Genomic DNA, 23,814 nt, shown 5'->3' on the forward strand with positions numbered 1-23,814 from the left:
AATGTCATATTTTCGCGTGCCGGCATGATGCCGCAAATGCAGGAACTTGAAAAGCCTCTCGGCCGTCTCCACTAGAGGGGCGGGGAAGTTCAACCGAAATTCGAGGAGGTGACGGATGCCGATTTACGAATACCGCTGTCAGAAGTGCGGCCACGAACTGGAGGCGCTGCAGAAGGTCAGCGACCCACCGTTGACCGAATGCCCGGAGTGTCACGCTCAGAGCCTTCAGAAACAGGTGTCTGCGGCCGGTTTTCGTCTCAAGGGCACCGGCTGGTACGAAACCGACTTCAAGGGCAAGGCGGAGAAGAAGCGCAATCTAGCCGACAGCGGCAAATCCTCGGGAGAAAAATCCGCCGGCGATTCATCCAAGAAGGCGGCAGCGGAAAGCTGACCGCCGTTTTTCCATTCAACCCCGATTCATACAGGAAACTGAACACGACCATGTTGCGAACCCATCGGTGTGGAGAGCTAAGCGAAGCCAATATCGGCGAGGAAGTGGAACTGAGCGGCTGGGTTCACCGCCGCCGCGATCACGGCGGGGTGATCTTCATCGACCTGCGCGACCGCGAAGGCATCGTCCAAGTGGTGGTGGACCCTGACACACCGGAAGCGTTCGCCCTGGCCGACAAGGTGCGCAGCGAGTACGTGATTCGGGTGCGCGGCAAGGTGCGCCGGCGTCCGGAGGGAACGGAAAATCCCGCCATCCCCACCGGGAAAATCGAAGTGTTGGCCCACGAACTGGAAATTCTCAACCGCGCCGAGACCCCGCCGTTTCCCCTCGACAGCGAGGTGCCGGTGAGCGAGGAGGTGCGGCTGCGCTGGCGCTATCTCGATCTGCGCCGTCCCGAAATGCAGGAGAAACTGAGGCTGCGCCATCGCATCACCCAACTTCTCAGGCGTTTCCTCGACGCGCACGGTTTTCTCGAAATCGAAACCCCGTTTCTCACCAAGGCGACCCCGGAAGGGGCGCGCGACTATCTGGTGCCGAGCCGCACCCATCCCCACGCCTTCTTCGCTCTGCCGCAGTCGCCGCAGCTCTACAAGCAGCTGCTGATGATCGCCGGCTTCGACCGTTACTACCAGGTCGTGCGCTGTTTCCGGGACGAGGATCTGCGTGCCGACCGTCAGCCGGAGTTCACCCAGCTCGACATCGAAACCTCGTTCATGGACGAGCACGACATCATGGCGCTCATGGAGGAAATGATGCGCGATTTGTTCCAGCAGGTGCTTGAGGTCGAACTGCCCAATCCCTTCCCGCGCCTGACCTATGCCGAGGCCATGCGCCGCTTCGGCAGCGACAAGCCGGACCTGCGCATCCCGCTGGAGCTGGTGGATCTGGGGGACGTGATGGCCGGTGTCGAGTTCAAGGTTTTCGCCGGCCCCGCCAACGATCCCAACGGTCGGGTCGCGGCCCTGCGCCTGCCGGGCGGCGGCGATCTGAGCCGCAAGGAGATCGACGACCTGACCAAGTTCGTCTCGCAATACGGCGCCAAGGGGCTGGCCTACGTCAAGGTCAACGACGTGGCCAAGGGCCGCGACGGCCTGCAGTCGCCGATTCTCAAGTTCCTCCCGGATGCGGTGATCGATGCCATCGTGCAGCGTACCGGGGCCGAGGATGGCGACATCATCTTCTTCGGCGCCGACAAGGCCAGGGTGGTCAACGAGGCCCTGGGCGCGCTGCGGGTCAAGCTGGGCCAGGATCGCGGCCTGGTGGAAGAAGGCTGGCGTCCCCTGTGGGTGGTGGAATTTCCTATGTTCGAATGGGACGAGGAGGAAAAGCGCTGGGTGGCTCTGCACCATCCCTTCACTGCGCCGGCCTGTTCCATCGAGGAACTCAAGGCCTATCCGGGCAAGGCGGTGTCGCGTGCCTACGACATGGTGCTCAACGGTGTCGAGGTGGGGGGCGGTTCCATCCGTATCCACACGCCACAGATGCAGCAGGCGGTGTTCGAGCTCTTGGGGATCGGCGAGGAAGAGGCGCGGGAGAAGTTCGGTTTCCTGCTCGACGCCCTCAAGTACGGCTGCCCGCCCCACGGCGGCATCGCCTTCGGCCTCGACCGGCTGGTGATGTTGATGACCGGTTCCAAGACCATCCGCGACGTGATGGCCTTCCCCAAGACCCAGACCGCCGCCTGTCCGATGGTGGACGCCCCGGCCCGTGTCAACGAACAGCAGCTGCGGGAATTGTTCCTGCAACTGCGCAAGCTGCCGCAGCAGCGCGCCAGGGAAAAGGCGGAAAACGCCTCTTAAGTCAAACTACCGAAAACCGAGCCTATGACCGCAGCGCTGGCGATTCAGGATTACGCCTTACTGGAAGATGCCGATTGTACCGACCGCATCGTCGCCGCCAAAGAGAAACTGGGCGACAAGGTGGTGATTCTCGGCCATCACTACCAGCGGGACGAGGTGTTCCGCCACGCCGATTTTACTGGCGATTCCCTCAAACTGTCGCGGGAGGCGGCCCGTTCCGGGGCCGAGTACATCGTCTTCTGCGGGGTGCATTTCATGGCCGAAGTGGCCGATATCCTGTCGCGCCCCGAACAGGTCGCCATTCTCCCGGATCTGGCCGCCGGCTGTTCCATGGCCGATATGGCCGATCTGGCCCGGGTGGAAAAATGCTGGCAGGAGCTGGGTCAGGTGCTGGAGGTGGAAACCGAACTCACCCCCATCACCTACATCAATTCCGCTGCCGATCTGAAAGCCTTCTGCGGCCGTCACGGCGGCATCGTCTGCACCTCCAGCAACGCCGCCTGGATTCTGGAATGGGCCTTCACCCAGCGCCGGAAGGTGCTGTTCTTTCCTGACCAGCATCTGGGTCGCAATACCGGCTACCGCATGGGCATCCCACTGGAAGAAATGGTGGTGTGGCGGCCTGGAAAGCCCCTGGGCGGGCTGACCGAGGAACAGATCAGAAAGGCCCGTATCATCCTCTGGGAGGGTTTCTGTTCGGTGCACCAGATGTTCCGGCCCGAGCACATCGACCGCTTCAAGGAAAAACATCCCGACGCCAGGGTGATTTCCCACCCGGAATGCTGCTTCGAGGTCTGTCAGAAGAGCGACGTGATCGGCTCGACGGAGGCGATCCTCAAGACGGTGCGTGCCTCGGAACCGGGGACCTGCTGGCTGGTGGGCACCGAGCTCAACATGGTCAACCGCCTGCGCCAGGAGATGAAGCCCAAGGGCGTCGATGTCCATTTCATGTCGCCCACGGTGTGCATGTGTTCGACCATGTTCCGAACCGATCCCCAGCACTTGGCCTGGGTGCTGGAGAATCTGGTGGAAGGCAACGTGGTCAACCGCATCCAGGTGCCCGAGGAAGACGCCCGCTACGCCAAGCAGGCGCTGGACCGGATGCTGGCGCTGGGTTGAATCAGGGCTTTTTGAGGCTGAGAAGATGGGCCATCTTCTCAGCCTTGGTCTTGAGATAGCGCCAGTTTTCCTGGGTGTGCCCTACCTCGATGGGGATGCGTTCGTCCACCTGCACGCCGTAACGCTCCAGTTCGGCAATTTTTTTGGGGTTATTGGTGATCAGCCGCACCGAGTCCACCCCCAGATCTTTCAGTATCAGCGCGGCGATGCGGTAATCGCGCTCGTCGGCCTGATGCCCCAGTTTCAGATTGGCGTCGACCGTGTCCAGTCCCTTGTCCTGGAGATTGTAGGCCTGAAGTTTCTTGAACAGGCCGATACCGCGCCCCTCCTGGCGCAGATACAGCAACACCCCGCATTCCGATGCGCCGATCAGGCGCATGGCCTCCTCCAGCTGCTCGCCGCAGTCGCAGCGCTGGGAACCGAACACGTCCCCCGTCAGGCACTCCGAATGCAGGCGGACCGGCACGCCGGCCCTGCCGGCGACCTCGCCTTTGACCAGGGCTAGGTGCTCCTTGCCGTCGATGTCGTTTTCGTAATAGTAGAGTAGGAACTCGCCGTGGCGGGTGGGAATACGGGCGCGGACCGTATTTTCGACGTGGGCAGGTTTCATCGCCAATAAGATACCTCAATCTAGCGCTGGGGCGCGGAAACACAGCGTTCGACCGCAAAACGGCGGGAAGGTGCCGTCACGGAAGCGGCTTTTCCAGGGCCGGCAGTTTTTGCTGCCAGGTCTTCAGGGTGTCGTCGTCGACTTCCTCCAGCCGTGGCTGCAGGGTCAGCAGCATCAGACCGGAAACGATGGGATTGAGGAAGGCGCCTTTGACCCAGTAGGTGAGGATGGCGGCAAATACGTAGTTCCAGATCCCCAAAGCGGTCGGCAGGGCCTCGTCCACCCACACGACCGGGCGCAGCAACAGGAGGAAAGCCCCAATCCACAGGCTGTAGAGGAAGGCCTTGCCGATCAGAGTCTGACGCAGGACCTCGGGGAAACGTGCGCCGAATGCCGCCACGCCACGGCGGCAGATGTCCGGTGTCTGGCGCCGCGCCGCTTCGGCCAGGATGGCGTCGGCACTGTGCCACCACAACAGATCCAGCAGGCGGGCGCGGATCGGTCCCGGCAGGCGCTGCAGGCTGGCGGCGTGTTGCAGGGCTGCGGCGGCGAGCAGGTCGAGCAGCCGGCGGCGCAGCGCGAAAGCGGTCTTGGCATCGCCGAAGGTGTCTTCGACCTGGTGGGAGACCTGCTCGAATTGTGCCTTGCCGGGGGGTAGGTCGCCGCCGGCTGTTCGGATCGCCATGGCAGTGAGATGGGGCAGGTCGAGGCGGAAATAGCGCAGTGCCCGAAACGATCGGACCAGATAGATGCCTGCCGTCAGTCCGACGACGGCGCCGATGCGGCCCCAGAATCCGGGATCGTCACTGAGCGAGGCGAGGCCGACGAAGGTACCGGTCCCGACGAGTACGGCGAACACCAGCCCCAGAGTGATGGCGGCATAGACCAGAATGCGCCGGGAGGTGACCGGCATGGTCTGTTCCAGCAGGCGGGTTGCGGTCAGCAGGGAAGGGGTTGCATTCATGCGGCGCCTCCATTGTTTTGATTTTCCAGTACGCGGCGGACGGCTTCCGCTTCCTCGATCGCTTCCAGATAGGCGCTCATGGCCTGGGACAGATCGAGGTCGGGGAGAGGTATTTTATGACAAAGTCCGTTTTCAAGCTGCAACGCCGTTTGCAGGATCGGCCCGATGGGCCCGGTGCCGTAGAGCAGGGCCTGCTCGATTTCCTCCGCCAGGCTGAGGTTGGCGAGGATCTCGGTCATGGGGGCATCCATGATGGCGTCGAGGAGGGAAAACAGTCCGGCGATGTGGCAGGCTTCCACATCGCTGCGCTCCAGGCGTTCGGCGATGCGGGCGCAGGTCTGGGCCCGCACCAACGCGGTGACCAGCAGCTCCCGGGGTTTATAGTCGATGGCGTTGACGGCGATGACGATGGCCCAGTGGCGGATGCGGTCAAGGCCGAGGAAGACCACGGCGCGGCGGATCGAGTCGACCTGCTTGGGCAGGCCATAGAAAGCGGAATTGATGAGGCGCAGCAGTTTGTAGCTCAGGGTCATGTCCTGGCTGACCAGGGTTTCGACTTCCTCGATCCTGATGTCCGGGTCGTTCAGACGGGCGATCAGATGCAGCACCGCCAGGCGGTTGGCGGGCAGATGGGTGCCGTGAATGAAGCGGGGGCATTCGAAATAATGGCCCTGGAAGTAGTCGCAGCCGGCATCGAAGGCACGGTCATACTGCTGGCGGGTTTCGATGTCGCGCACCAGCAGCTCGAGGCCGTGTTGGTGGATCGCCTCGAGATGGGGAATGAATTCTTCCAGATGCGAGGCGTCCATCGCCCACAGGCGGGCGAACTCCAGATCGGCCGCCAAGGTGGCATCGTAGTGGTCATGGCGGACTGCCAGCACGTAGCCTTCCTTGGACCAATGCTGGAGGGTTTCCCTCGGATAGCGGTCGAGCAGTTCGCCGGGCAGGGTGACGATGACCGCTTCCTTCGGCCAGGCATGTGCCTGGAGCTGAGCCTCCAGGGCCGGGGTGAACGGCACCAGCCCTGGATGGCCGCCGGTGAGCCGTTCCAGCCGCAGCGACTGCCACAGTTCCTGGAGCCGCGCTTCCGACGCCGTGCCGTTTTCCACGGTGAGACTGCAGGGACGCAGTTCGTAGGCGAACAGATTCAGGGCACGGTCGTAGACCGGTACCCGGCCGATGAATCCGGGCAGCATGACGAAACCCTCCTCTCCTGGTTCTTTTATGAGGAGCTTAGGCAATCACCGGCCGGGATACAAGACGAACCGGCTTCAGTGCTGCAGCACCCACTGTTGGATCTGGGAGGCGGACAGAGCGCCGGAAATCCGGTCCACCTCCTGGCCGCGGCGGAACAGGATCAAAGTCGGAATGCTGCGGATTCCGTACTGCTGGGCCAATTGGGGACATGCCTCGGTGTCGACCTTGGCGAAGCGGGCCTGGGTCGCCAGCGCGGCGGCCGCCTGGGCGAAGGCCGGGGCCATCATTTTGCAGGGACCGCACCAGGGGGCCCAGAAATCCACCACCACCGGCAGCTCGTTCTGGCTGACGAAGCGGTCGAAGTTGTTTTCCCGCAGCTCAATGGGTCGGCCGTCGAGCAGCGGTTTGCGGCACTTGCCGCAGATGGGGCGGTCGCCCAGGCGTTCCTCAGGCACACGGTTGATGGTGAAACAATGGCCGCAAACGATTTGCATGGTTCGTTCTCCCGAAAGCTAACAGTCGTTCAGCAATTCATCGAGCCGGCCCTGGTGCTCCAGGGCGGCCAGCTCCTGATATCCGCCCACGTGGGCGTCACCGATGTAGATCTGCGGCACGGTGCGGCGGCCGGTGCGTTCCATCATCTCCCGGCGCCGCTGCGGATCGAGATCGACCCGGATCTTGTCGATGTCCGTCACCCCCTTGCGCGCCAGCAGGCGTTCGGCCATCAGGCAGAAGGGGCAGTGGGCGGAGGTGTACAAGGTCACTTTTTTCATCAGCAGTCCTTGATATTGGGGTGGGATCGAAAAAATCAAGGGCCATTCTAACCGCGCTTTCCGCCTGTCCGGCCCCTGGAAAAGCAAATTGGCAACGGCCAAGTTAACCGCTGAAAGCCGCAGGGAAATCCGGTAAACTTAACCGCTAACCAAAAAATGACAACCCATTGAGGAGTCCGGTATGCAGACACCCTGGATAGCCCCGTCGATTCTGTCGGCCGATTTCGCCCGCCTCGGCGAAGAGGTGAAGAACGTCCTCGCCGCCGGTGGCGACGTGGTTCACTTCGACGTCATGGACAACCACTTCGTCCCCAACCTGACCTTCGGGCCGATGGTATGCCAGGCGCTGCGTGATTACGGCATCACCGCCCCCATCGACGTCCATCTGATGATCGAGCCGGTGGACCGCATCATTCCCGATTTCGCCAAGGCCGGGGCCAGCTACATCACCTTCCATCCGGAAGCTTCCACCCACGTGGACCGCACCCTGCAGCTGATCCACGACCACGGCTGCAAGGCCGGTCTGGTGTTCAATCCCGCCACGCCGTTGGACTATCTGGAATGGGCCATCGAGCGGGTGGACATGGTTTTGCTGATGTCGGTCAACCCGGGCTTCGGCGGCCAGTCATTCATCCCCTACGTGCTGCGCAAGATCGAGAAGGCGCGCGAGATCATCGACGCCAGCGGCCGCGACATCCGCCTCGAAGTCGACGGCGGGGTGAAGGTGGACAACATCGCCAAGATCGCCGCCGCCGGAGCCGACACCTTCGTCGCCGGTTCCGCCATCTTCGGCCAGCCGGACTACAAGCAGGTGATCGACGCCATGCGTGCCGAGATCGCCAAGGGCCTGGCGACGGGGGACTGATTGAACTTGTCACCACGGCGGGAGATCGAAAAGGGTCTTCACCTGCCGCTTCAAGCCTATGACACCACAACGATTCCGGCAACTCGCTGACCAGGGCTACAACCGCATCCCCGTGCGCCGCCAGGTGTTGGCGGACCTCGACACTCCCCTGAGCGCCTACCTCAAGCTGGCAGCCCGGCCCTATACCTATCTGTTCGAGTCGGTCCACGGCGGCGAGCAGTGGGGGCGTTATTCCATCATCGGCCTGCCGGCGCGCCGGGTGCTCAAGGTCTTTGGGCGGCGCATCGAGCTGTGGCGTGGGGACGAGCGGCTGGAGCAGGTCGAGGCGGACGACCCGCTGGCCTGGATCAAGGATTTCGCCGCTCGCTACCGGGTCGCGCCGCTGGAGGGCCTGCCCCGTTTCAGCGGCGGGCTGGTGGGCTATTTCGGTTACGAGACCATCGCTTACATCGAACCGCGGCTGCGTCAGGCCATCGCTGGCAAGCCCGATCCTCTGGCGACGCCGGACATCCTGCTGATGGAATCGGAAGACCTGCTGGTGTTCGACAACCTGTCCGGCACCCTGGAGCTCATCACCCACGCCGATCCCGGCGAGCCCTCGGCCCTGGAACGGGCCGAGGCGCGGCTGGAATCCTGGGTCGAACGCCTGCGTGGCAGCTGCCCTTATCCCGACAGCCGAATGGGCGGCCGGATTCATGAAAGCGATTTCGTTTCCGGTTTCACCCGCGAGGGCTTTGAGAACGCGGTGCGCCGGGTCAAGGACTACATCGTCGAGGGGGACGTGATGCAGGTGGTGCTGTCCCAGCGCCTGTCGATCCCTTTCCACGGCGAGCCCCTGAGCGTCTATCGCGCCTTGCGCTGTCTCAATCCGTCGCCGTATCTGTATCATCTGGATCTGGCCGATTTCCACATCGTCGGCTCTTCCCCGGAAATCTTGGTGCGGCTGGAGGACGGCGCCGTGACCGTGCGCCCGATCGCCGGCACCCGACCGCGGGGGGCGACGCCGGAAGAGGACCTGGCCCTGGAGCGCGACCTGCTCGCCGACCCCAAGGAGCTGGCCGAGCATCTGATGCTCATCGATCTGGGTCGCAACGACGTCGGCCGGGTGGCGCGGATCGGCAGCGTCGAGGTCACTGACCGCATGATCATCGAGCGTTACTCCCACGTGATGCACATCGTTTCCAATGTCGTCGGCCGCCTGCGTCCGCAGCTGGACGCCTTCGACGTGTTGCGGGCCACCTTCCCGGCCGGTACCGTCTCCGGCGCCCCCAAGATCCGGGCGATGGAGATCATCGCCGAGCTGGAGCCGGTCAAACGCGGCATCTATTCCGGCGCGGTGGGTTACATCGGCTGGTCCGGCAATCTCGACACCGCCATCGCCATCCGCACCGCGGTGATCAAGGATCGGCAGCTGCACGTCCAGGCCGGCGCCGGCATCGTCCATGATTCGGTGCCGGAGAAGGAATGGGAGGAGACCATGAACAAGGGCCGCGCGCTGTTTCGCGCCGTGGCCCGGGCGGCGGAGGGGCTGTCGTGAAGCGCATTCGTACCGTCTGCATCGACAATTACGATTCTTTCACCTACAACCTGGTCCAATACCTGGGGGAGCTGGGGGCCGAGGTGGTCGTGGTGCGCAACGATCAGGTCACCCTCACCGATATCGAAGCCCTAGAACCGCAGCGGCTGCTGATTTCCCCGGGCCCCTGCACGCCGAAGGAGGCGGGCATCTCGGTGGCCGCCATCGAGCATTTCAAGGGCAGGGTGCCGATCCTGGGTGTGTGCCTGGGGCATCAGAGCATCGGCGTGGCCTTCGGTGGCCGCATCGTCCACGCCAAGCGCATCATGCACGGCAAGACCTCGATGATCCACCACCACGATGTCGGTGTGTTCCGCGGCCTGGCCAATCCCTTCGAGGCCACCCGCTACCATTCCCTGGTGATCGAGCGCGAATCCCTGCCTGAATGCCTGGAGATCACCGCCTGGACCGAGGATCGTAAGGGAGAATTCGAAGAGATCATGGGGGTTCGCCACAAGACCTATCCCATCGAAGGGGTGCAGTTCCATCCCGAATCGATCTTGACCCGCCACGGTCACGATCTGCTGCGCAATTTCCTGGAAGGCTGATGGAAGTCCGCGATGCCCTCAACCGCCTCTTGACCCCGGCGGATCTGACCGGTGCGGAGATGCGGGGGCTGATGGAACGGATTCTCGCCGGCGAGACTACCCCGGCCCAGACCGCCGCCCTGCTGGTGGCGCTGCGGGCCAAGGGCGAAAGCGTGGACGAGATCGCTGCCGCCGCCGAGGTGCTGCGGGAAAAGGCCGTGCGGATCGAGGTAGCCGGCGACCACCTCATCGATACCTGCGGCACGGGCGGTGACGGTCTGGATACATTCAACGTCTCCACTACCGCCGCCTTCATCGTCGCCGCTGCCGGCGCTCAGGTGGCCAAGCACGGCAACCGCTCGGTGTCGTCGCGCTCCGGCAGCGCCGACGTGCTCGAGGCGGCCGGGGTCAATCTGGATCTGACTCCGCAGCAGGTCAAACGCTGCATCGAAGCCGTCGGCATCGGGTTTCTCTACGCCCCCCAGCACCACGGCGCCCTGCGCCAGGTGGCCCCGGTGCGCAGGGAACTGGGGATCCGCACCCTGTTCAATCTCCTGGGGCCCTTGCTCAACCCCGCCGGCGCCCCCCATCAGCTGACGGGGGTGTTCGACGCCCGTTATCTGAAGCCGCTGGCCGAGGTTCTCGGCCGTCTCGGCAGTCGCCACGTGCTGGTGGTCCACGCCGATGACGGTCTGGATGAGATCAGCCTCGGCGCCGCCACCCAGGTGGCGGAACTGAAAGACGGGCAGGTGCGCAGTTACCGGATCGAACCCGAACGGTTCGGTATCACGCGTTCGCCGCTGGAGGCCATCCAGGTGGATTCCGTGGCGGAAAGCCTCGAGGCGATGCGCCGGGTGTTGGCCGGGGAAGCGGGGCCGGCGGCCGACATCGTGGTCCTGAACGCCGGGGCGGCGATCTATGCCGCCGATCTGGCGCCTGATCTCGAATCCGGCATCGAACGCGCCCGCCAGCTGCAGCGTAGCGGGGCCGGCCTGAAAAAACTCGAAGCTTTGATCGACTGGAGTCAGCGTTCATGAGCAACATTCTCAGCCGTATTCTCGCCACCAAACAGGAAGAGATCGCCCTGCGCCGCCGCCGCCTGCCGCTGACGGAAGTGCGGGCGCTGGCGGAAAACCAGGGTTCGCCGCTGGATTTCCGCGGCGCCCTTCAGCGCCGGATCGACCAGGGCCAGGCGGCGGTGATCGCCGAGATCAAGAAGGCCTCTCCCAGCAAGGGGGTGATCCGCGAGGACTTCGACCCGCGCGCCATCGCCCACAGCTACGCCCGGGGGGGAGCGGCGTGCCTGTCGGTGCTCACGGACAAGACCTATTTCCAGGGCAGCGAGGCCTATCTGGAGCTGGCCCGCCAGGTATCGGGCCTGCCGACCCTGCGCAAGGATTTCCTCATCGACCCCTATCAGCTCTACGAGGCTCGCGCCATCGGCGCCGATGCGGTGCTGCTCATCGTCGCTGCCCTCGACGATGCCCGCCTGCAGGACCTGTATCAGCTCGCCGGCGAACTGGGCATGGCCGTGCTGGTGGAAGTCCACGACGAGGCCGAACTGGAGCGGGCGTTGCCGTTGGAGGGCGCGCTGCTCGGCATCAACAACCGCAACCTGCGCACCTTCGAAACCAGCCTCGACAACACCTTGCGGCTGCTTCCCCGCATCCCTGACGGGCGTCTGGTGGTGACCGAAAGCGCCATCCACACCCGTGGCGACGTGGACACCATGCGCCGCCACGGAGTCCACGCCTTCCTGGTGGGCGAGGCGTTCATGCGTGCAGAAGATCCGGGCGCGCAGTTGCAGGCCCTGTTCTATCCGGAATGAAGAAAGGCCGGGACGAATCCAAGTCAGGGGATGACGTTGACGGCCTTGTAAATATCTGGAGCTGGCGACAGGATTCGAACCTGCGACCGGCGGATTACAAATCCGCTGCTCTACCAACTGAGCTACGCCAGCACAGCTGCTGGATTTTACCCGGCGAGGAATTTGACTGGCAAATGTTTTTTGTATCCGCCATCATTGCTCCATTTGGATGATATCAGGAAGGAGAGGGTGTCGCAGGCGAAAAATCCCTGGATGAAGCGGGTGGAGTTGATCTTCGAGGCCGCCCTGTGGCGAACCCGCCTGGTGGTGCTGATCGCTGTGCTTGCCAGTCTGGTGACGGCGTTTGCAGTCCTTTACGTGGCGACGGTCGATGCCTGGATTCTGGTTTCGGAATTGGCCCATTATGCCGATCCGGGTCTGACGCCTGAGGTACGGAAAGTGCTTCGGGCCCAGTCCATCGCTCATGTGGTGGAGGTGATCGACGGTTATCTGCTGGCGACGGTGTTGCTGATATTCTCACTGGGGCTGTACGAACTGTTCATCAGCACGCTGGAGGAGGCCCGCCGTAGCGACGCCTTTGCCAAGGTGCTGGTCATCCGCAATCTGGACGACCTGAAAAGCCGCCTTGGGAAGGTGATTTTGATGATCCTCATCGTCAAGTTCTTCGAACGGGGCATCAGCATGAAATTCGACGGGCCTTTGGACCTTCTGGCGTTTGCGGGCGGCATCGCGCTGGTGGGGTTCGCACTGTTTCTGTCCCATTCGGCGATTTATCACATGACCGGCAAAGACGGCCAGGTGGACTGATCACCGCTTTCGGTGATCCACACCCGGGCGCCGGGTTCGATCCGGTCGTACAATTCTTGGATGTCGGCGTTGCGCATCCGAATACAGCCGCAGGAACCGGGTCGGCCGTCGATCAGATGATCGGGGCTGCCGTGGATGTAGATGTAACGGCGGAAGGTGTCCCGGTCCCCAAGGCGGTTGAAGCCGGGTTCCAGGCCGCAGAGCCAGAGAATGCGGCTCAGGATCCAGTCCCGTTTTGGATGCCGCTGTGCCAGCTGGGGGGAATAGATTTCGCCGGTAAAACGCCGTCCCACCAGAACGGCGTACCGAGGGAGTCCGGTTCCGATCTTGGCGCGCACGTAATGCCAGCCCCGGGGGGTGCAGCCGCTGCCGGTTCGTTCGCCACAGCCGTTGCGGGCGGTCGAAACCGGGTATTCCTGAGTAATTATACCGTTATCTAACAAAAACAACCGCTGCTGAGGAATGCTGACGATGAGCCAGTATGTCACGGTGTCAGCAGGGCGATGGATTCGACGTGCGCGGTGTGGGGGAACATGTCCATGATCCCGGCGCGGATCAGCCTGAAACCGTGCTCGTGCACCAGCCGGCCCACGTCACGGGCGAGCGTGGCGGGGTTGCAGGAGACGTAAACCACCTGCTTGGGACGCCAGCGGGGCAGCCACGCCATCAGCTCGAGGGCACCGCTGCGGGCCGGGTCCAGGAGGATCTTGTCGTAACGCGCCTCGGCCCAGGGCTGGTCCCCCAGGGGTTGGGTGAGGTCGCAGACGTGAAATTCCACGTTGTCGATGCCATTGGCCCGGGCGTTGTAGCGTCCCATCTCCACCGCCCGGGGGTTGCCTTCCACACCGACGATACGCCCACCTCGGCGTGCGAGCGGCAGGGTGAAATTGCCAAGACCGCAGAACAGATCCAGGAGGGTTTCCTCCGTCCGGGGAGCGAGCGTTTCCAATACCCGGGCGATCATCTTGTGGTTGATGTCGGCGTTCACCTGGGTGAAATCCAGCGGGCCGAACCAGAGGGTGACGTCCTCTGGCAGGAAATAGCAGGGTAGCGGGGGATCTGCCGGGCAAAGCGGCTGAAGTGATTCCGGCCCCTTGGGTTGGAGGTAGATGTCGAAATTGCAGCGGCGGCCGAAATCGCTCAGTCGCTGGCGGTCTTCCGCGCGCGGCGATTGCAGCACCCGGAACGCCAAGGCGCTGCGGTTGTCGCCGATGGCGACCTCGATCTGGGGCAGCTGCTCGCGGATGCTCAAGGCATCGATCAGTCCCGCCAGGTCCTGCAGCCGCTCGCCGACCCGGGGGTGCAGGGTGAGGCAGGATTCGATCTCGGCCACTTTGCCGCTGCCGCGCTCGCGGAATCCCACCAGCACCTTGCCTTTGTTGCGGACGTAGCGAACGCCGAGGCGGGCCTTGCGCCGATAGCCCCACACCGGACCGGCCAAAGGCGGCCAGCGTTCGAAGTCGTCTATTCCGCCGATGCGCCGCAGTTGCTCGGCCAGCAGCGCTTCTTTGGCCCGGATCTGCGCGGCGTGGTCCAGGTGCTGCAAACTGCAGCCGCCACAGCGGCCAAAGGCGCTGCAGGGCGGGGCGACCCTCTCCGGGGCGGGCCTGAGCACTTCGACGACCTGGCCGCTGCCGTGATCGCGGCGCAGCTCGATGTAGCGAAAGCGGACGGTTTCCCCCGGCAGCGCCCCGGTGATGAAGATGGCTTTGCCGTCCACGTAGGCGATGCCTCGGCCGTCGTGGGTCAGTTTTTCGACGGTGGCCAAGGCCGGCTCGGTCGGCAGCGGTCTGCGCCGGCGTCGTCCCATGGGCTATTTCCGTACCCAGCGGCCGTTGGGAAGTTGGACGTGCCAGCCCGGTTTGGCGTTGGCGATCCAGCGTTTGGCGAAGGTGGCCTGGATGTCGTCGGCCCATTCGGGATGGCCGTTGGCGCGGGCGATGGCCTGATACAGGGCGAGCCGGTCCCGGTTTTCCGCCGCCACCAGGCGCTCGACGATCGCCCGTTCCCTGAGCGGAATCTGGGCCTTGTTGACCACCGCCACCAGGCCGTTGTTGGCGTAGCCGATCCAACCTCGGTCGAGATAGGTTTTCAGTTTGGGGAAACGGCGTTTCATCGAGGCGCGGATGGCGCGGATTTCCGCACTGTCGATGTCCAGGTCCGCGGCCGCCTGGACGCTGCCGACGCCGAGCAGGGCCCACAGATCGATGCGTACCTGCCAATAGGGTAGGGCCGATTGCGGCGGGTTTTCCTTTTCCGCTCCTTCCTGGATCTCCTTGATGATCCGGTCGGCGGCCTTTTCCGCCGCGGCGGCCGGAAAGTAGATGTTGATAGTGACGCAGGCGGCGATGCCAAGCATCAGCAACAGCGGCATCAGCGGGGTGAGTGTTTTTTTCATCGGATGACAGGTCCTTGGACTTGGGTGATGCGTTTGAGCCGGGCGATCAACGTCGGCCAGTCGATGCAGCGATTATAGCCGATCACGTCGATACGCGGCAGGTAGCTCCCCTGGACGATATAGAAGCCCTGCGGGGCAGCGGCGATGCCCCGCAATTCGCAGACGTTGTGGCGCAGGCGGCAGCCCAGCCCCAGGCGCCGGTAATGGAATTCGTCGAACAGGCGCAGGACCAGCCGTGACAGCACGCCGACCGCACCGCCCCCTCCCACGGTGGTGAGATTCTCCACCGCTTTCTGGCTGATGCGCTTGCGGGACCGGTCATCGCCGGGGGTGGCGAACCAGGCATCGAAGGTCACTGGACGCCAGTTTTCCAGCTGAAGATTTTTGACATAACCTTCCAGCCGTCCGGTGATGCGGCCGAAGGAAAAATGCCCGGTCACCTGTTCCAGGTCCAGGTCGTGGAGATAGATGTCGGCCCGAAGCCGGGGGAGGGCGCCGAACAGATCGGTGACGACGAGATTCTCCACCACGATCCGGCCATCGAAGACGTCGACGACCAGCTGACCGTCCACTTTGAGGATGTGGCGGCGGTGATCGTAAGTCACCTTGGGGATATGGCCGTCGAGGCTTCCCGCAAGCGGCGGCAGTCCCAGCACCCGGGTCAGGACCTCCAAGGAAATCCGTTCCAGATCGCCGGCGAAGTGCAGCCTGGGGGTGCGGGTCAGATCCAGAATCTCCAGCTCGCGGATATGCAGCCGGCCGTCGACCACCGGGATCGTCGCCGGGCGGAGCAGGCGGATGTCGTCATCGAGCAAGCGCAGCAGGAACCTGGCGGCGCCGAATGGAATGGCGTAAAGATGGCCGGCGTGCCACGCCAGCCGGGAAGTGGGAAAGGCTTGGGCGCCGGCGTCGAGGCTGCGTTGCCAGTATAGCTCGGCATGCAACCGGTTCAGGCCGAGGCGGCGCTGGCGGTCATCCAGGGTCAGCCGTTCCAGCGCCAGGCGGACCTGGCGCGGGCCGTTCCGCCAGCGGACCTGGCCGCAGGTCCGCCCCGTGACCACACTCAGGCCTTCCCAGTTTCCGCCTTCCAGCAACGGTTTGAGGTAATTGTCGAACAGAGCCGGGAGCCGGCCGTGAAAAATCAGATCTCCCCGTGTTTTTATACCGTTATCATGTTTTAATTCGAAATCCACCCCCCCCAACGTCCAGACGTTAGTCTGGCGAAGGCGGAAATCCTGCAGTATCAGCGACCGAGATCGGGGGTGCCAGCGCCACTGACCGGAAAAGTGGAAGGGATGGGCGGTGAAATTCCAATAAAAGGGTAGCCACAGGCCTTCCCCCTGATCGAGGTGTAAATCGAGGGTGCCGTGCCAGTCAGCGCGCTTTCGGGATGCCTGCAGCCTCACGCGCAGACCTGCCTGGTCCAGCACCCGAGCGTAGTCGCTGTCGTGCAAGTGAAGCGAGCCGCCTGTCAGCTTCGCCTGCCAGTGCTGGGCCTCGGCCTGGCCCCGTCCGCTCGCCTGCAGGTGCAGGTTTCCTCCCAGGGTCTCGATTCCCTGCAGCGATCGGGGCAGCAGAGGACGCAGCCAGACAAGCGCCAGGGGCTGGTGACCCTGAAGATCAAGATGCCAGTCGCTTTCCTGCTGTGACCACTGCAGCCGCCATTTCCCCCGGGCGAAGCGAAGCGGATCGAGCCGCAATTGCACAGCGGGGTTCAAGGTCAGGCGATAGCGGGCGCTTGCTGACCGGCGCAGCAGGGGGAGATCCAGACGCAGACGGCCCCGGGGGCAGGCGAAGGATTCGGAGCTGTTTCGGCTGTCGGGGCAGTCGAGCTGCAAATTTTCCAAGGTATAGGGCGGCAAGGGGAATCGCAGCGATTCGAGGCTCAGGTGGTGGCCCCGGCCGAGCTTCCCGTCGAGCCCCGACAGGGTGACGGCACCGTAGCGGAGCCGTTCCAGCTGTAGCGCGATCGTGGCGGCCCGCCCTCCATCCGGCAGAAACAGGAGAAGTATGAAGGCGACAGCGAATGGGCGGGTCAGGCCGGAAACACTCCCGTGGACAGGTAGCGGTCGCCCCGGTCGCAGATGATGGTGACGATGACGGCGTTTTCCACCTGCCGGGACAGTTGCAGGGCGGCGGCAACCGCCCCGCCGGAGGAAATGCCGCAGAAGATGCCTTCCCGGGCGGCCAGTTGGCGGGTGGTCTCCTCGGCCGTCTCCTGGGAGACGTCCAGGATCCGGTCCACCCGGGAGGCGTCATAGATCTCGGGCAGGTATTCTGGAGGCCAGCGGCGGATGCCGGGAATCTTGGCGCCTTCGCTGGGCTGGACGCCGACGATCTGGACCGCGGGATTCTTTTCCTTCAAAAACCGGGAAACCCCCATGATGGTGCCGGTGGTTCCCATGGCGCTGACGAAATGGGTGACGGTGCCGAAGGTGTCGCGCCAGATTTCCGGGCCGGTGCCTTCGTAGTGGGCGCGGGGATTGTCCGGATTGGAGAATTGGTTGAGGAGTTTGCCTTCGCCGCGGGCGGCCATGGCTTCGGCCAGGTCGCGGGCCTCTTCCATGCCGCCCTCTGCCGACACCAGCATGATCTCGGCGCCGTAGGCCCTCATGACCGCACGCCGCTCCACGCTCATGTTCTCGGGCATGATCAGGGTCATGCGATAGCCCTTTATGGCCGCCACCATGGCCAGGGCGATCCCGGTGTTGCCGCTGGTGGCTTCGATCAAACGATCGCCGGGGCGGATCTCACCCCGTTCCTCGGCGTGTTTGATCATGCTCAGGGCTGGCCGGTCCTTGACCGAGCCGGCGGGATTGTTGCCCTCCAGCTTGGCCAGGATGAGGTTGGAGGTTTCACCGGGCAGCCGTTGCAGGCGCACCAGAGGCGTGTTGCCGATACAGGCTTCGACGGTGGGGAAACGGCTGGGATCGATGGCGGTCATGAAACTTCCAATTTTTAGGAAAACGGAAAAAATTATACCATTGATAAATTACCCTGCCTGAGCCCGATCTTTATGACCCAAGTCGAACTTTTGTCCCCCGCCGGTACGTTGCGGCACATGCGTTATGCCTTCGCTTACGGCGCCGATGCGGTTTACGCTGGCCTGCCGCGTTACAGCCTCAGGGTGCGCAACAACGATTTCACTCTGGCCAATCTCGAAACGGGAATCGCCGAGGCCCACGCCCAGGGTAGGAAATTCTACCTGGCCGCCAACGTGTTGCCCCACAACGGCAAGGTCAAGACCTTCGTCAAGGATTTCCACCCCATCGTCGAGGCCGGACCCGACGCCCTCATCATGGCCGATCCGGGGTTGATCCTGCAGGTCCGGGAAACCTGGCCAGAGATGCCGATTCACCTCTCGGTGCAGGCCAACACCATGAATTATGCGGCGGTGTGTTTTTGGCAACGGTTGGGGATCGAACGCATCATTCTGTCGCGGGAACTGTCCCTGGACGAGATCGCTGAGATTCGCCAGCGCTGTCCCGACGTCGAACTGGAAGTGTTCGTCCACGGCGCGCTGTGCATCGCCTATTCCGGCCGTTGCCTGCTGTCCGGTTACTTCAACCGCCGCGATCCCAATCAGGGCACCTGCACCAATGCTTGCCGCTGGGAGTACCGGGTCAAACCCGCCGGGGCAAGCGGGGGGCAGCGCCATCCGGCAGCCGACCGCACCTACCTGCTCGAGGATCCCGGTCGCCCCGGTGAGTACATGCCGATTCTGGAGGATGAACATGGCACTTACATCCTCAATTCCAAAGATTTGCGCGCGGTGGAGCACGTCCACAAGTTGGTGGCGCTGGGGATCGACTGCCTCAAGATCGAGGGCCGGACCAAATCCCACTACTACGTCGCCCGCACCGCTCAGGTTTATCGCCAGGCGATCGACGATGCGCTCGCCGGCCGCCCGTTCGATTCCCGTCTCATCGGCGTGCTCGAAAATCTCGCCAACCGCGGTTATACTGACGGTTTCTATCAGCGCCATCACAGCCACGAATACCAGAACTATCTCCAGGGGGCTTCCCGCAGTCACCGTCAGCAGTTCGTCGGTGAGGTGGAGGATTACGATCCCGCCAGCGGCAAGGCTCAGCTTCTGATCAAGAACAAGCTGCGCCGGGGCGACCGCATCGAATGGATTTCACCCGCCGGCAACCGCGATCTGACGGTGGACCATCTGGAGGATCTGGAGGGAAACGCCCTGGAGGAAGCACCTGGCGCCGGCTGGCGGGTCCGGCTTCAGGTTCCCTCGGCGGGGCGTTACGATCTGGTGGCGCGTTATCTGGAAGGCATCGTACCCTGAGACTGTGACCGGATCGACATTTTTCATGCCCAGCCGGCTTGTCGCGGCGATCTCGACTATGCTTGAAAAGTGGCAACCGAGATTCAGGGGAAGACGATGAACGGATACGCAGATTCTCCCGTGGAGGCTGCGTTTTTTCTCGACCGCTGGTTGCGTCTGCAGCCGGTGGATCAACTCGATTCCTCTGCCGCCTGGTCCTTCCTGACCCGGGAAGTTCACCGCGATCCCCGCCGGCTGGTGCTGCACTTGGCCCGAATTCGCGTTGCTTGGGAGCTGGATGCGGAGGCGCTTTATGCTGCCCTTGTGGATCTGGTGCTGACCCTGGAAGGGCGGGGTCGCCGCTTGCAGCGCCGCATGATCCGGGGCACGAGAAAACGGCTGAGAGCGGAGCGCCGGCAGGTTCTGGAACGTTATCTTGCCGAACATCTGCCGCCGCAGTCCCTGCCGCTCTCCCCGCGTTCCGTCCTCCAGGCCGGCACCATCGGCGAGTTGCAGATAACCGCATCCGGTACCAAGTCGACAGCGGCGCAAGTCGATCTCGTCGAAGCCGCCCGGTCCTGTCTGGCGCTTGGCCAGCTGGAACAGGCCCGGGAACTGTTCGAGCAGAAATTGTTCGAGGAACCGGACTGCCAGGTGGCCCGCCAGGAGCTGCTGGTCATCTACCGCGCCCTCGATGATCGGAAAAATTTCGCCCGCCTGCACGCACATCTCCAAAGCCACGGTTGCCTGGACCCAGACTGGGAGGCGTTTCATACCGGGGCATTGTCATGAAAGTGATGCTTCAAGGCACTTCCAAGCGTTTTCTGCGCTTGCTGCGTCATCTGTTGGTTCGTGACTGCCGGTTGACGGTGGTCGAGGACCCTGAGGCTGCCGATGTCTGCCTGCTGGACTGGGACAGCCTGGGGGCGGCCGAGTTGCTCGAGCGTCACCGGCGTCGCTGGCCCCGTGTGCCGGTTCTACTGTTGGCGCTGAATCCGCCGACCCAGACGGGGCTGCCGTGGGTGCGAAAGCCTCTCCAGGCCGAATCGCTCTTGGACGCCCTGAAACAAATTTCCTCCCAAGCGGACGCGGCGGTGACTGAAGAGCCACCGACTGCTTCCGTTTCCGCCTCCAGGTCGATTTCGGTAAATTTCCGCCACTATGATCCGGAGCGATATCTGCAGGGGCCTTTAACCCGTGCCTGCCGTCAGGCCGTGATGACGGGTATCGCGCTGCGGGTGGAGACCGGCTGGGAGCCGATTCTGGTGTTTCCCAAGCCCAGGGTGATCCAGGTCGATACCGACGACAAGAAATTGCGGGCGTTTTGCCGCCTTCCATTGCAGAAGTTCTGCCAACTCTCCGGGGAAGCGGACCAGGGGCCGGCCATCGTGCCCGATCCGCAAATGCGACCGGGATGTTTTTCCGGCGCACACCAGCGAATGGACGCGTTCCTCTGGAAAGTTGCCTGGTGGAACGCCGGCGGCCGCCTGCCGATCTCGATTTCTCCTGAGCAATGCCTGCACCTGAGACGCTGGCCAAATCTGACCCGCTACTGGCATCCGCCCCAGGCGCTTCGTATCGCAGCAGCCTGGTATCGACAGGATATGTCGCCCCTTCGCCTGGCACGCATGGTGGGAAGCGCCGAGACGGTGGCCAGTTTCATCAGCGCCGCCAATGCGGTCGGCCTGGTAGAGGTGGTGGAAATACCCCAGGCATCCCGGCGGACGGGACCGCAGGCGCCCCCGGAAGGTCTCCTCAAACGGATCCTGAAACGACTTCGGAAAGCGGCGTGATGAAGCCTGACAAGGTTTATGACAAACTGATTTTCACCGGTCCGGTCGGTGCCGGCAAGACCACCGCCATCGCCAGTATCAGCGACACGCCGCCAGTGCGTACCGATGCTTGTGCGACGGACATGACCTTGGCGCGCAAGCCGGAGACGACGGTGGCGCTGGATTACGGGGTGCTCCGCCTGGACGACGGTAGCAAGCTGCATCTGTACGGCACTCCGGGTCAGGAGCGCTTCGATTTCATGTGGGAGATCCTGATCCGGGGCGGGATCGGTCTGGTGCTGTTGCTGGACAACACCCGCCCCGATCCCTTTCAGGACATGCGCTTCTTTCTCCAGCGCTTCCGTTCCTTCATCGATGCCACCGGCGTGGTCGTCGGGGTGACCCGGATGGACCTCAAGGCGGCTCCGCCGCTGGAGTCCTATCACAAGTCCTTGGAGCAGCTGGGGCTTAGGGCCCCGGTCCTGGAGATCGATGCCCGCCGCCGGGAGGATGTGGCACTGTTGGTGCAGACGCTGTTGTTCCACCTGAATCCGGGTATCCTCATGGAGGAATCCGATGCTTGAGAAAGAAATTTCCTACGCGCTGCCGACCCCTGCCGGTGCTTACTATGCCGTATCCACCGCAGAAAGCGATCCCCCCCGCAGGCTGTTGCGCCTGCTGCTGAGCCAGACCGAATCCCCCCGTCTGTCCCCGGAGAAACTGCCGCAGGGGTGCGACCGGGAATGCTTCGAACGCATCCAGCGGATGGGTTGGTTGCAGTGGCTGGCCGAACCGTTGACGGTCATGGAGCAGCCGTTGGAAACGATCCTACCGGAGCTGTTGGCCCCCTTGAGTGACGGCGGCAAGGTGCTGTTGGCGGACGCGCAGGGATTTTACATCGGTTCCAACGGTTTTCCCCATGAGACCGCAGAGGAGTTGGCGGCGTTGAGTGCCGATTTTCTGGGTCTGCAACAGCGTTATCGGGGAGTGTTGCAGGGAAACCTGCATCTGAATGCGGAAGCCTGGGGGATCGTGGATGCCGGAGGTCACACCCGCCTGGGCGTTTGGCCGCTACACATCGGCAAGCACATTTTCGCCCTGGTGATGACCGGTATTCCCCATTTCAACCACCCTGATTTCGTTCAGCTGGTCTGGACCCTAATGACCCGTTACGCCCCGGCTTCCATCGTTTTGTAGAACCCACGATCACAGAGGATATGACCATGCGTGAACAAATGTTGACCTCCATTCTGAATGAGCTGAACGGAACCTCGGCGGATATCGAGGCTTCCGGTGTCATTTCCATCGATGGCCTGATGATGGCGGCGGTCCTGCCCCAGGGGATGGATGAGGATCGTGTCGGGGCCATGAGTGCGGCGATGTTGTCGCTGGGGGACAGGACCGCCCAGGAACTGGCGCGCGGCGAACTGGAACAGGTGCTCATCAAGGGGGACAAGGGCTACGTGCTCATGACCCACGCAGGACGGGAGGCGGTGTTGACCGTGCTCGCCAAACCCCAGGCCAAGCTCGGACTCATTTTCCTCGATGTCAAGCGGGCCGCTGAGAACATTGCCCAGTTGATCTGAGGGAAGCGGAAATGTTGCAGGATATGGATCCAGCCGATGTGAAAGGTGAATATCGGGAATACACACTGGAATTGTATGGTGTGGGGCCCCGCAAGGTTCTGGTCACCGATGAGGAGGTGCCTTATCCCGACGGTCGCCTGATCGTCTCCCGCACCGACACCGACGGTATCATCACCCATGTGAACCGCTCTTTCGTGGTCATGTCCGGCTATGAAGAGGAAGAGCTGATCGGGGCGCCCCATTCCATCCTGCGCCACCCGGACATGCCGAAGGCGGCGTTTCGGGATCTGTGGGCTACGGTCCAGCGCGGCGATATCTGGCAGGGATACGTCAAGAATCTACGCAAGGACGGAGCCTATTATTGGGTCAAGGCGACAGTCATCCCCAATATCCGGGGTGGCCAGGTTGTCGGTTATACTTCGGTGCGGCGCAAGCCGGATCGGCGCAAGGTCGAGGAATGCATCGACTTGTATGCCAGGATGCGACAAGAGGAGGCGGCAACATGAGCTATACCTTCACGGTGAGTCCCGATTTCAGTCCCGACTATATCGCCGGCTGGTTCGTGTTCAATACCTGGTTGCAGCGGACCCTGGAAACCGGATTCCATCTGGAGCTGATGGATGATTTCGACAGCCTGCACAACGCCATCAGGCAGGACCGGATCGATCTCGTTTACGCCAATCCCTACGATGCCGCCATGCTGGTGCGGGAGAAGGGTTTCACCGCTTTGGTCAAGCCCCGGGGCGGTGCCGACGAGGCGCTGATCGCCGTGGCGGCGGAAAGTGAGACGAGGGCGGTGGAAGACCTGCCGGAGGGAGCACGGATTGCCGCTACGGACGACCCGGACGTCCAGCTGATGGGGATGATCCTGTTGGAGCCGGCAGGTTTGGGGAAGGACAACACCGTGCGGGTGGAATGCGATAATTACGTGCTGGTCGCTAAGCGGCTGCTGACAGGGGAGAGCGACGCCGGCATCTTCCTCACCAAGGCTTTCGACGAGCTGAGTCGGCCGGTACGGGAAAGGCTGAAGGTGCTGGTCCGCAGTGACATCCAGGTCATTCATCATTATCTGATGGCAGGGCCCAGGATCGCCGATTTGCACCCGAAATTGCAGAAGGCGCTGGTGAATATGGGGGAGGCGCCGAAGACGGTCCGGATTCTGGAACAGCTGAAGCTGCCCGGTTGGGACCCGGTCGATCCTGAGGAGGTCGAATTCATGATCGATCTGATGGAAACGCTGAAATTCAGCCCAGCCTAATTTTA

The 23,814-nt window shown here is 63.0% G+C and carries 27 protein-coding genes and 1 tRNA gene; 17 read left to right on the forward strand and 11 right to left on the reverse strand.

Annotation, left to right across the window (positions count from 1 at the left end):
• Positions 1–115: 115 nt before the first annotated feature.
• From MIN45_RS09400 to nadA, 3 genes are read left to right on the forward strand one after another with little or no spacing between them, the layout of a single operon-like run.
• Positions 116–391 carry an FmdB family zinc ribbon protein gene (locus MIN45_RS09400; protein WP_286291760.1) on the forward strand — a complete coding sequence of 92 codons (276 nt, stop codon included), beginning with the start codon at positions 116–118 and terminating at the stop codon, positions 389–391.
• A 53-nt stretch (positions 392–444) separates the two neighbouring features.
• The gene (gene aspS / locus MIN45_RS09405) at positions 445–2,250 is read left to right on the forward strand and encodes an aspartate--tRNA ligase (protein WP_286294161.1); all 1,806 of its coding nucleotides are present in this window, start codon (positions 445–447) and stop codon (positions 2,248–2,250) included.
• Between the two features lie 24 nt (positions 2,251–2,274).
• The gene (gene nadA, locus MIN45_RS09410; protein ID WP_286291761.1) at positions 2,275–3,369 is read left to right on the forward strand and encodes a quinolinate synthase NadA; all 1,095 of its coding nucleotides are present in this window, start codon (positions 2,275–2,277) and stop codon (positions 3,367–3,369) included.
• Position 3,370: 1 nt separating this feature from the next.
• On the opposite strand, the gene ribA is transcribed toward nadA, so the two are convergent.
• The 5 genes from ribA to grxC form a co-directional block, all read right to left on the reverse strand.
• Positions 3,371–3,979 carry a GTP cyclohydrolase II gene (ribA, locus tag MIN45_RS09415; protein ID WP_286291762.1) on the reverse strand — a complete coding sequence of 203 codons (609 nt, stop codon included), beginning with the start codon at positions 3,977–3,979 and terminating at the stop codon, positions 3,371–3,373.
• Between the two features lie 76 nt (positions 3,980–4,055).
• Positions 4,056–4,943: a hypothetical protein gene (locus MIN45_RS09420; RefSeq protein ID WP_286291764.1), complete on the reverse strand. Its 888-nt coding sequence runs from the start codon at positions 4,941–4,943 to the stop codon at positions 4,056–4,058.
• Positions 4,940–6,139, reverse strand: coding sequence for an EAL and HDOD domain-containing protein (locus tag MIN45_RS09425; RefSeq protein ID WP_286291767.1), 1,200 nt, complete (start codon positions 6,137–6,139; stop codon positions 4,940–4,942). Before MIN45_RS09425 ends, MIN45_RS09420 begins: the two co-directional genes overlap by 4 nt.
• A gap of 75 nt (positions 6,140–6,214) precedes the next feature.
• Positions 6,215–6,634 carry a thioredoxin TrxC gene (gene trxC, locus MIN45_RS09430; RefSeq protein ID WP_286291769.1) on the reverse strand — a complete coding sequence of 140 codons (420 nt, stop codon included), beginning with the start codon at positions 6,632–6,634 and terminating at the stop codon, positions 6,215–6,217.
• An 18-nt stretch (positions 6,635–6,652) separates the two neighbouring features.
• Positions 6,653–6,913, reverse strand: coding sequence for a glutaredoxin 3 (gene grxC / locus MIN45_RS09435; RefSeq protein ID WP_286291771.1), 261 nt, complete (start codon positions 6,911–6,913; stop codon positions 6,653–6,655).
• A gap of 181 nt (positions 6,914–7,094) precedes the next feature.
• Between grxC and rpe the strand changes: the two genes are divergently transcribed.
• The 5 genes from rpe to trpC are packed head-to-tail and all read left to right on the forward strand — an operon-like array spanning position 7,095 to position 11,709.
• Positions 7,095–7,778 (forward strand): ribulose-phosphate 3-epimerase, encoded by a 684-nt coding sequence (gene rpe, locus MIN45_RS09440; RefSeq protein WP_286291772.1) that lies wholly within the window; start codon positions 7,095–7,097, stop codon positions 7,776–7,778.
• 58 nt (positions 7,779–7,836) lie between these two features.
• Positions 7,837–9,315 (forward strand): anthranilate synthase component I, encoded by a 1,479-nt coding sequence (gene trpE / locus MIN45_RS09445; RefSeq protein WP_286291773.1) that lies wholly within the window; start codon positions 7,837–7,839, stop codon positions 9,313–9,315.
• Complete coding sequence (locus MIN45_RS09450) at positions 9,312–9,902, forward strand: anthranilate synthase component II (protein WP_286291774.1); 591 nt, start codon at positions 9,312–9,314, stop codon at positions 9,900–9,902. Before trpE ends, MIN45_RS09450 begins: the two co-directional genes overlap by 4 nt.
• The gene (gene trpD, locus MIN45_RS09455) at positions 9,902–10,918 is read left to right on the forward strand and encodes an anthranilate phosphoribosyltransferase (RefSeq protein ID WP_286291775.1); all 1,017 of its coding nucleotides are present in this window, start codon (positions 9,902–9,904) and stop codon (positions 10,916–10,918) included. Before MIN45_RS09450 ends, trpD begins: the two co-directional genes overlap by 1 nt.
• A complete protein-coding gene (gene trpC, locus MIN45_RS09460) occupies positions 10,915–11,709 on the forward strand; it encodes an indole-3-glycerol phosphate synthase TrpC (protein WP_286291776.1) in 795 nt (264 codons plus the stop codon). Before trpD ends, trpC begins: the two co-directional genes overlap by 4 nt.
• 56 nt (positions 11,710–11,765) lie before the next feature.
• Here trpC and MIN45_RS09465 read toward each other — a convergent pair.
• Positions 11,766–11,841, reverse strand: a tRNA-Thr gene (locus tag MIN45_RS09465).
• 96 nt (positions 11,842–11,937) lie between these two features.
• Between MIN45_RS09465 and MIN45_RS09470 the strand changes: the two genes are divergently transcribed.
• Positions 11,938–12,516, forward strand: a complete 579-nt coding sequence (locus MIN45_RS09470) for a YqhA family protein (protein WP_286291777.1) — start codon at positions 11,938–11,940, stop codon at positions 12,514–12,516.
• On the opposite strand, the gene MIN45_RS09475 is transcribed toward MIN45_RS09470, so the two are convergent.
• From MIN45_RS09475 to cysM, 5 genes are all read right to left on the reverse strand, one after another.
• The gene (locus MIN45_RS09475; protein WP_286291778.1) at positions 12,483–13,004 is read right to left on the reverse strand and encodes a L,D-transpeptidase; all 522 of its coding nucleotides are present in this window, start codon (positions 13,002–13,004) and stop codon (positions 12,483–12,485) included. The two genes, MIN45_RS09470 and MIN45_RS09475, sit on opposite strands and share 34 nt — an antisense overlap.
• Positions 13,001–14,326: a 23S rRNA (uracil(1939)-C(5))-methyltransferase RlmD gene (gene rlmD, locus MIN45_RS09480; protein ID WP_286291779.1), complete on the reverse strand. Its 1,326-nt coding sequence runs from the start codon at positions 14,324–14,326 to the stop codon at positions 13,001–13,003. The genes MIN45_RS09475 and rlmD overlap by 4 nt, the downstream gene beginning before the upstream one ends.
• 3 nt (positions 14,327–14,329) lie before the next feature.
• Positions 14,330–14,914, reverse strand: coding sequence for a YdbL family probable chaperone protein (locus tag MIN45_RS09485; RefSeq protein WP_286291780.1), 585 nt, complete (start codon positions 14,912–14,914; stop codon positions 14,330–14,332).
• Complete coding sequence (locus tag MIN45_RS09490) at positions 14,911–16,776, reverse strand: translocation/assembly module TamB domain-containing protein (protein ID WP_286291781.1); 1,866 nt, start codon at positions 16,774–16,776, stop codon at positions 14,911–14,913. The genes MIN45_RS09485 and MIN45_RS09490 overlap by 4 nt, the downstream gene beginning before the upstream one ends.
• A gap of 173 nt (positions 16,777–16,949) precedes the next feature.
• The gene (gene cysM / locus MIN45_RS09495; protein ID WP_286291782.1) at positions 16,950–17,858 is read right to left on the reverse strand and encodes a cysteine synthase CysM; all 909 of its coding nucleotides are present in this window, start codon (positions 17,856–17,858) and stop codon (positions 16,950–16,952) included.
• A 72-nt stretch (positions 17,859–17,930) separates the two neighbouring features.
• On the opposite strand from cysM, the gene trhP reads away from it, so the two are divergent.
• The 8 genes from trhP (at position 17,931) to MIN45_RS09535 (ending at position 23,809) form a co-directional block, all read left to right on the forward strand.
• Positions 17,931–19,214, forward strand: coding sequence for a prephenate-dependent tRNA uridine(34) hydroxylase TrhP (gene trhP, locus MIN45_RS09500; RefSeq protein WP_286291783.1), 1,284 nt, complete (start codon positions 17,931–17,933; stop codon positions 19,212–19,214).
• Between the two features lie 96 nt (positions 19,215–19,310).
• Positions 19,311–19,985 (forward strand): type IV pilus assembly protein FimV, encoded by a 675-nt coding sequence (locus MIN45_RS09505; protein WP_286291784.1) that lies wholly within the window; start codon positions 19,311–19,313, stop codon positions 19,983–19,985.
• Positions 19,982–20,986 carry a hypothetical protein gene (locus MIN45_RS09510; RefSeq protein WP_286291785.1) on the forward strand — a complete coding sequence of 335 codons (1,005 nt, stop codon included), beginning with the start codon at positions 19,982–19,984 and terminating at the stop codon, positions 20,984–20,986. Before MIN45_RS09505 ends, MIN45_RS09510 begins: the two co-directional genes overlap by 4 nt.
• Positions 20,986–21,549 (forward strand): GTP-binding protein, encoded by a 564-nt coding sequence (locus MIN45_RS09515; protein ID WP_286291787.1) that lies wholly within the window; start codon positions 20,986–20,988, stop codon positions 21,547–21,549. The genes MIN45_RS09510 and MIN45_RS09515 overlap by 1 nt, the downstream gene beginning before the upstream one ends.
• Positions 21,542–22,162, forward strand: coding sequence for a hypothetical protein (locus MIN45_RS09520; RefSeq protein WP_286291788.1), 621 nt, complete (start codon positions 21,542–21,544; stop codon positions 22,160–22,162). Before MIN45_RS09515 ends, MIN45_RS09520 begins: the two co-directional genes overlap by 8 nt.
• Before the next feature lie 26 nt (positions 22,163–22,188).
• The gene (locus tag MIN45_RS09525; RefSeq protein ID WP_286291790.1) at positions 22,189–22,551 is read left to right on the forward strand and encodes a roadblock/LC7 domain-containing protein; all 363 of its coding nucleotides are present in this window, start codon (positions 22,189–22,191) and stop codon (positions 22,549–22,551) included.
• Between the two features lie 11 nt (positions 22,552–22,562).
• Positions 22,563–23,057 (forward strand): PAS domain-containing protein, encoded by a 495-nt coding sequence (locus MIN45_RS09530; RefSeq protein WP_286291792.1) that lies wholly within the window; start codon positions 22,563–22,565, stop codon positions 23,055–23,057.
• A complete protein-coding gene (locus tag MIN45_RS09535) occupies positions 23,054–23,809 on the forward strand; it encodes a phosphate/phosphite/phosphonate ABC transporter substrate-binding protein (RefSeq protein ID WP_286291796.1) in 756 nt (251 codons plus the stop codon). Before MIN45_RS09530 ends, MIN45_RS09535 begins: the two co-directional genes overlap by 4 nt.
• The last annotated feature ends 5 nt before the right edge of the window (positions 23,810–23,814 follow it).

It is taken from the genome of Methylomarinovum tepidoasis (assembly GCF_030294985.1).
Lineage (GTDB): Bacteria > Pseudomonadota > Gammaproteobacteria > Methylococcales > Methylothermaceae > Methylohalobius > Methylohalobius tepidoasis.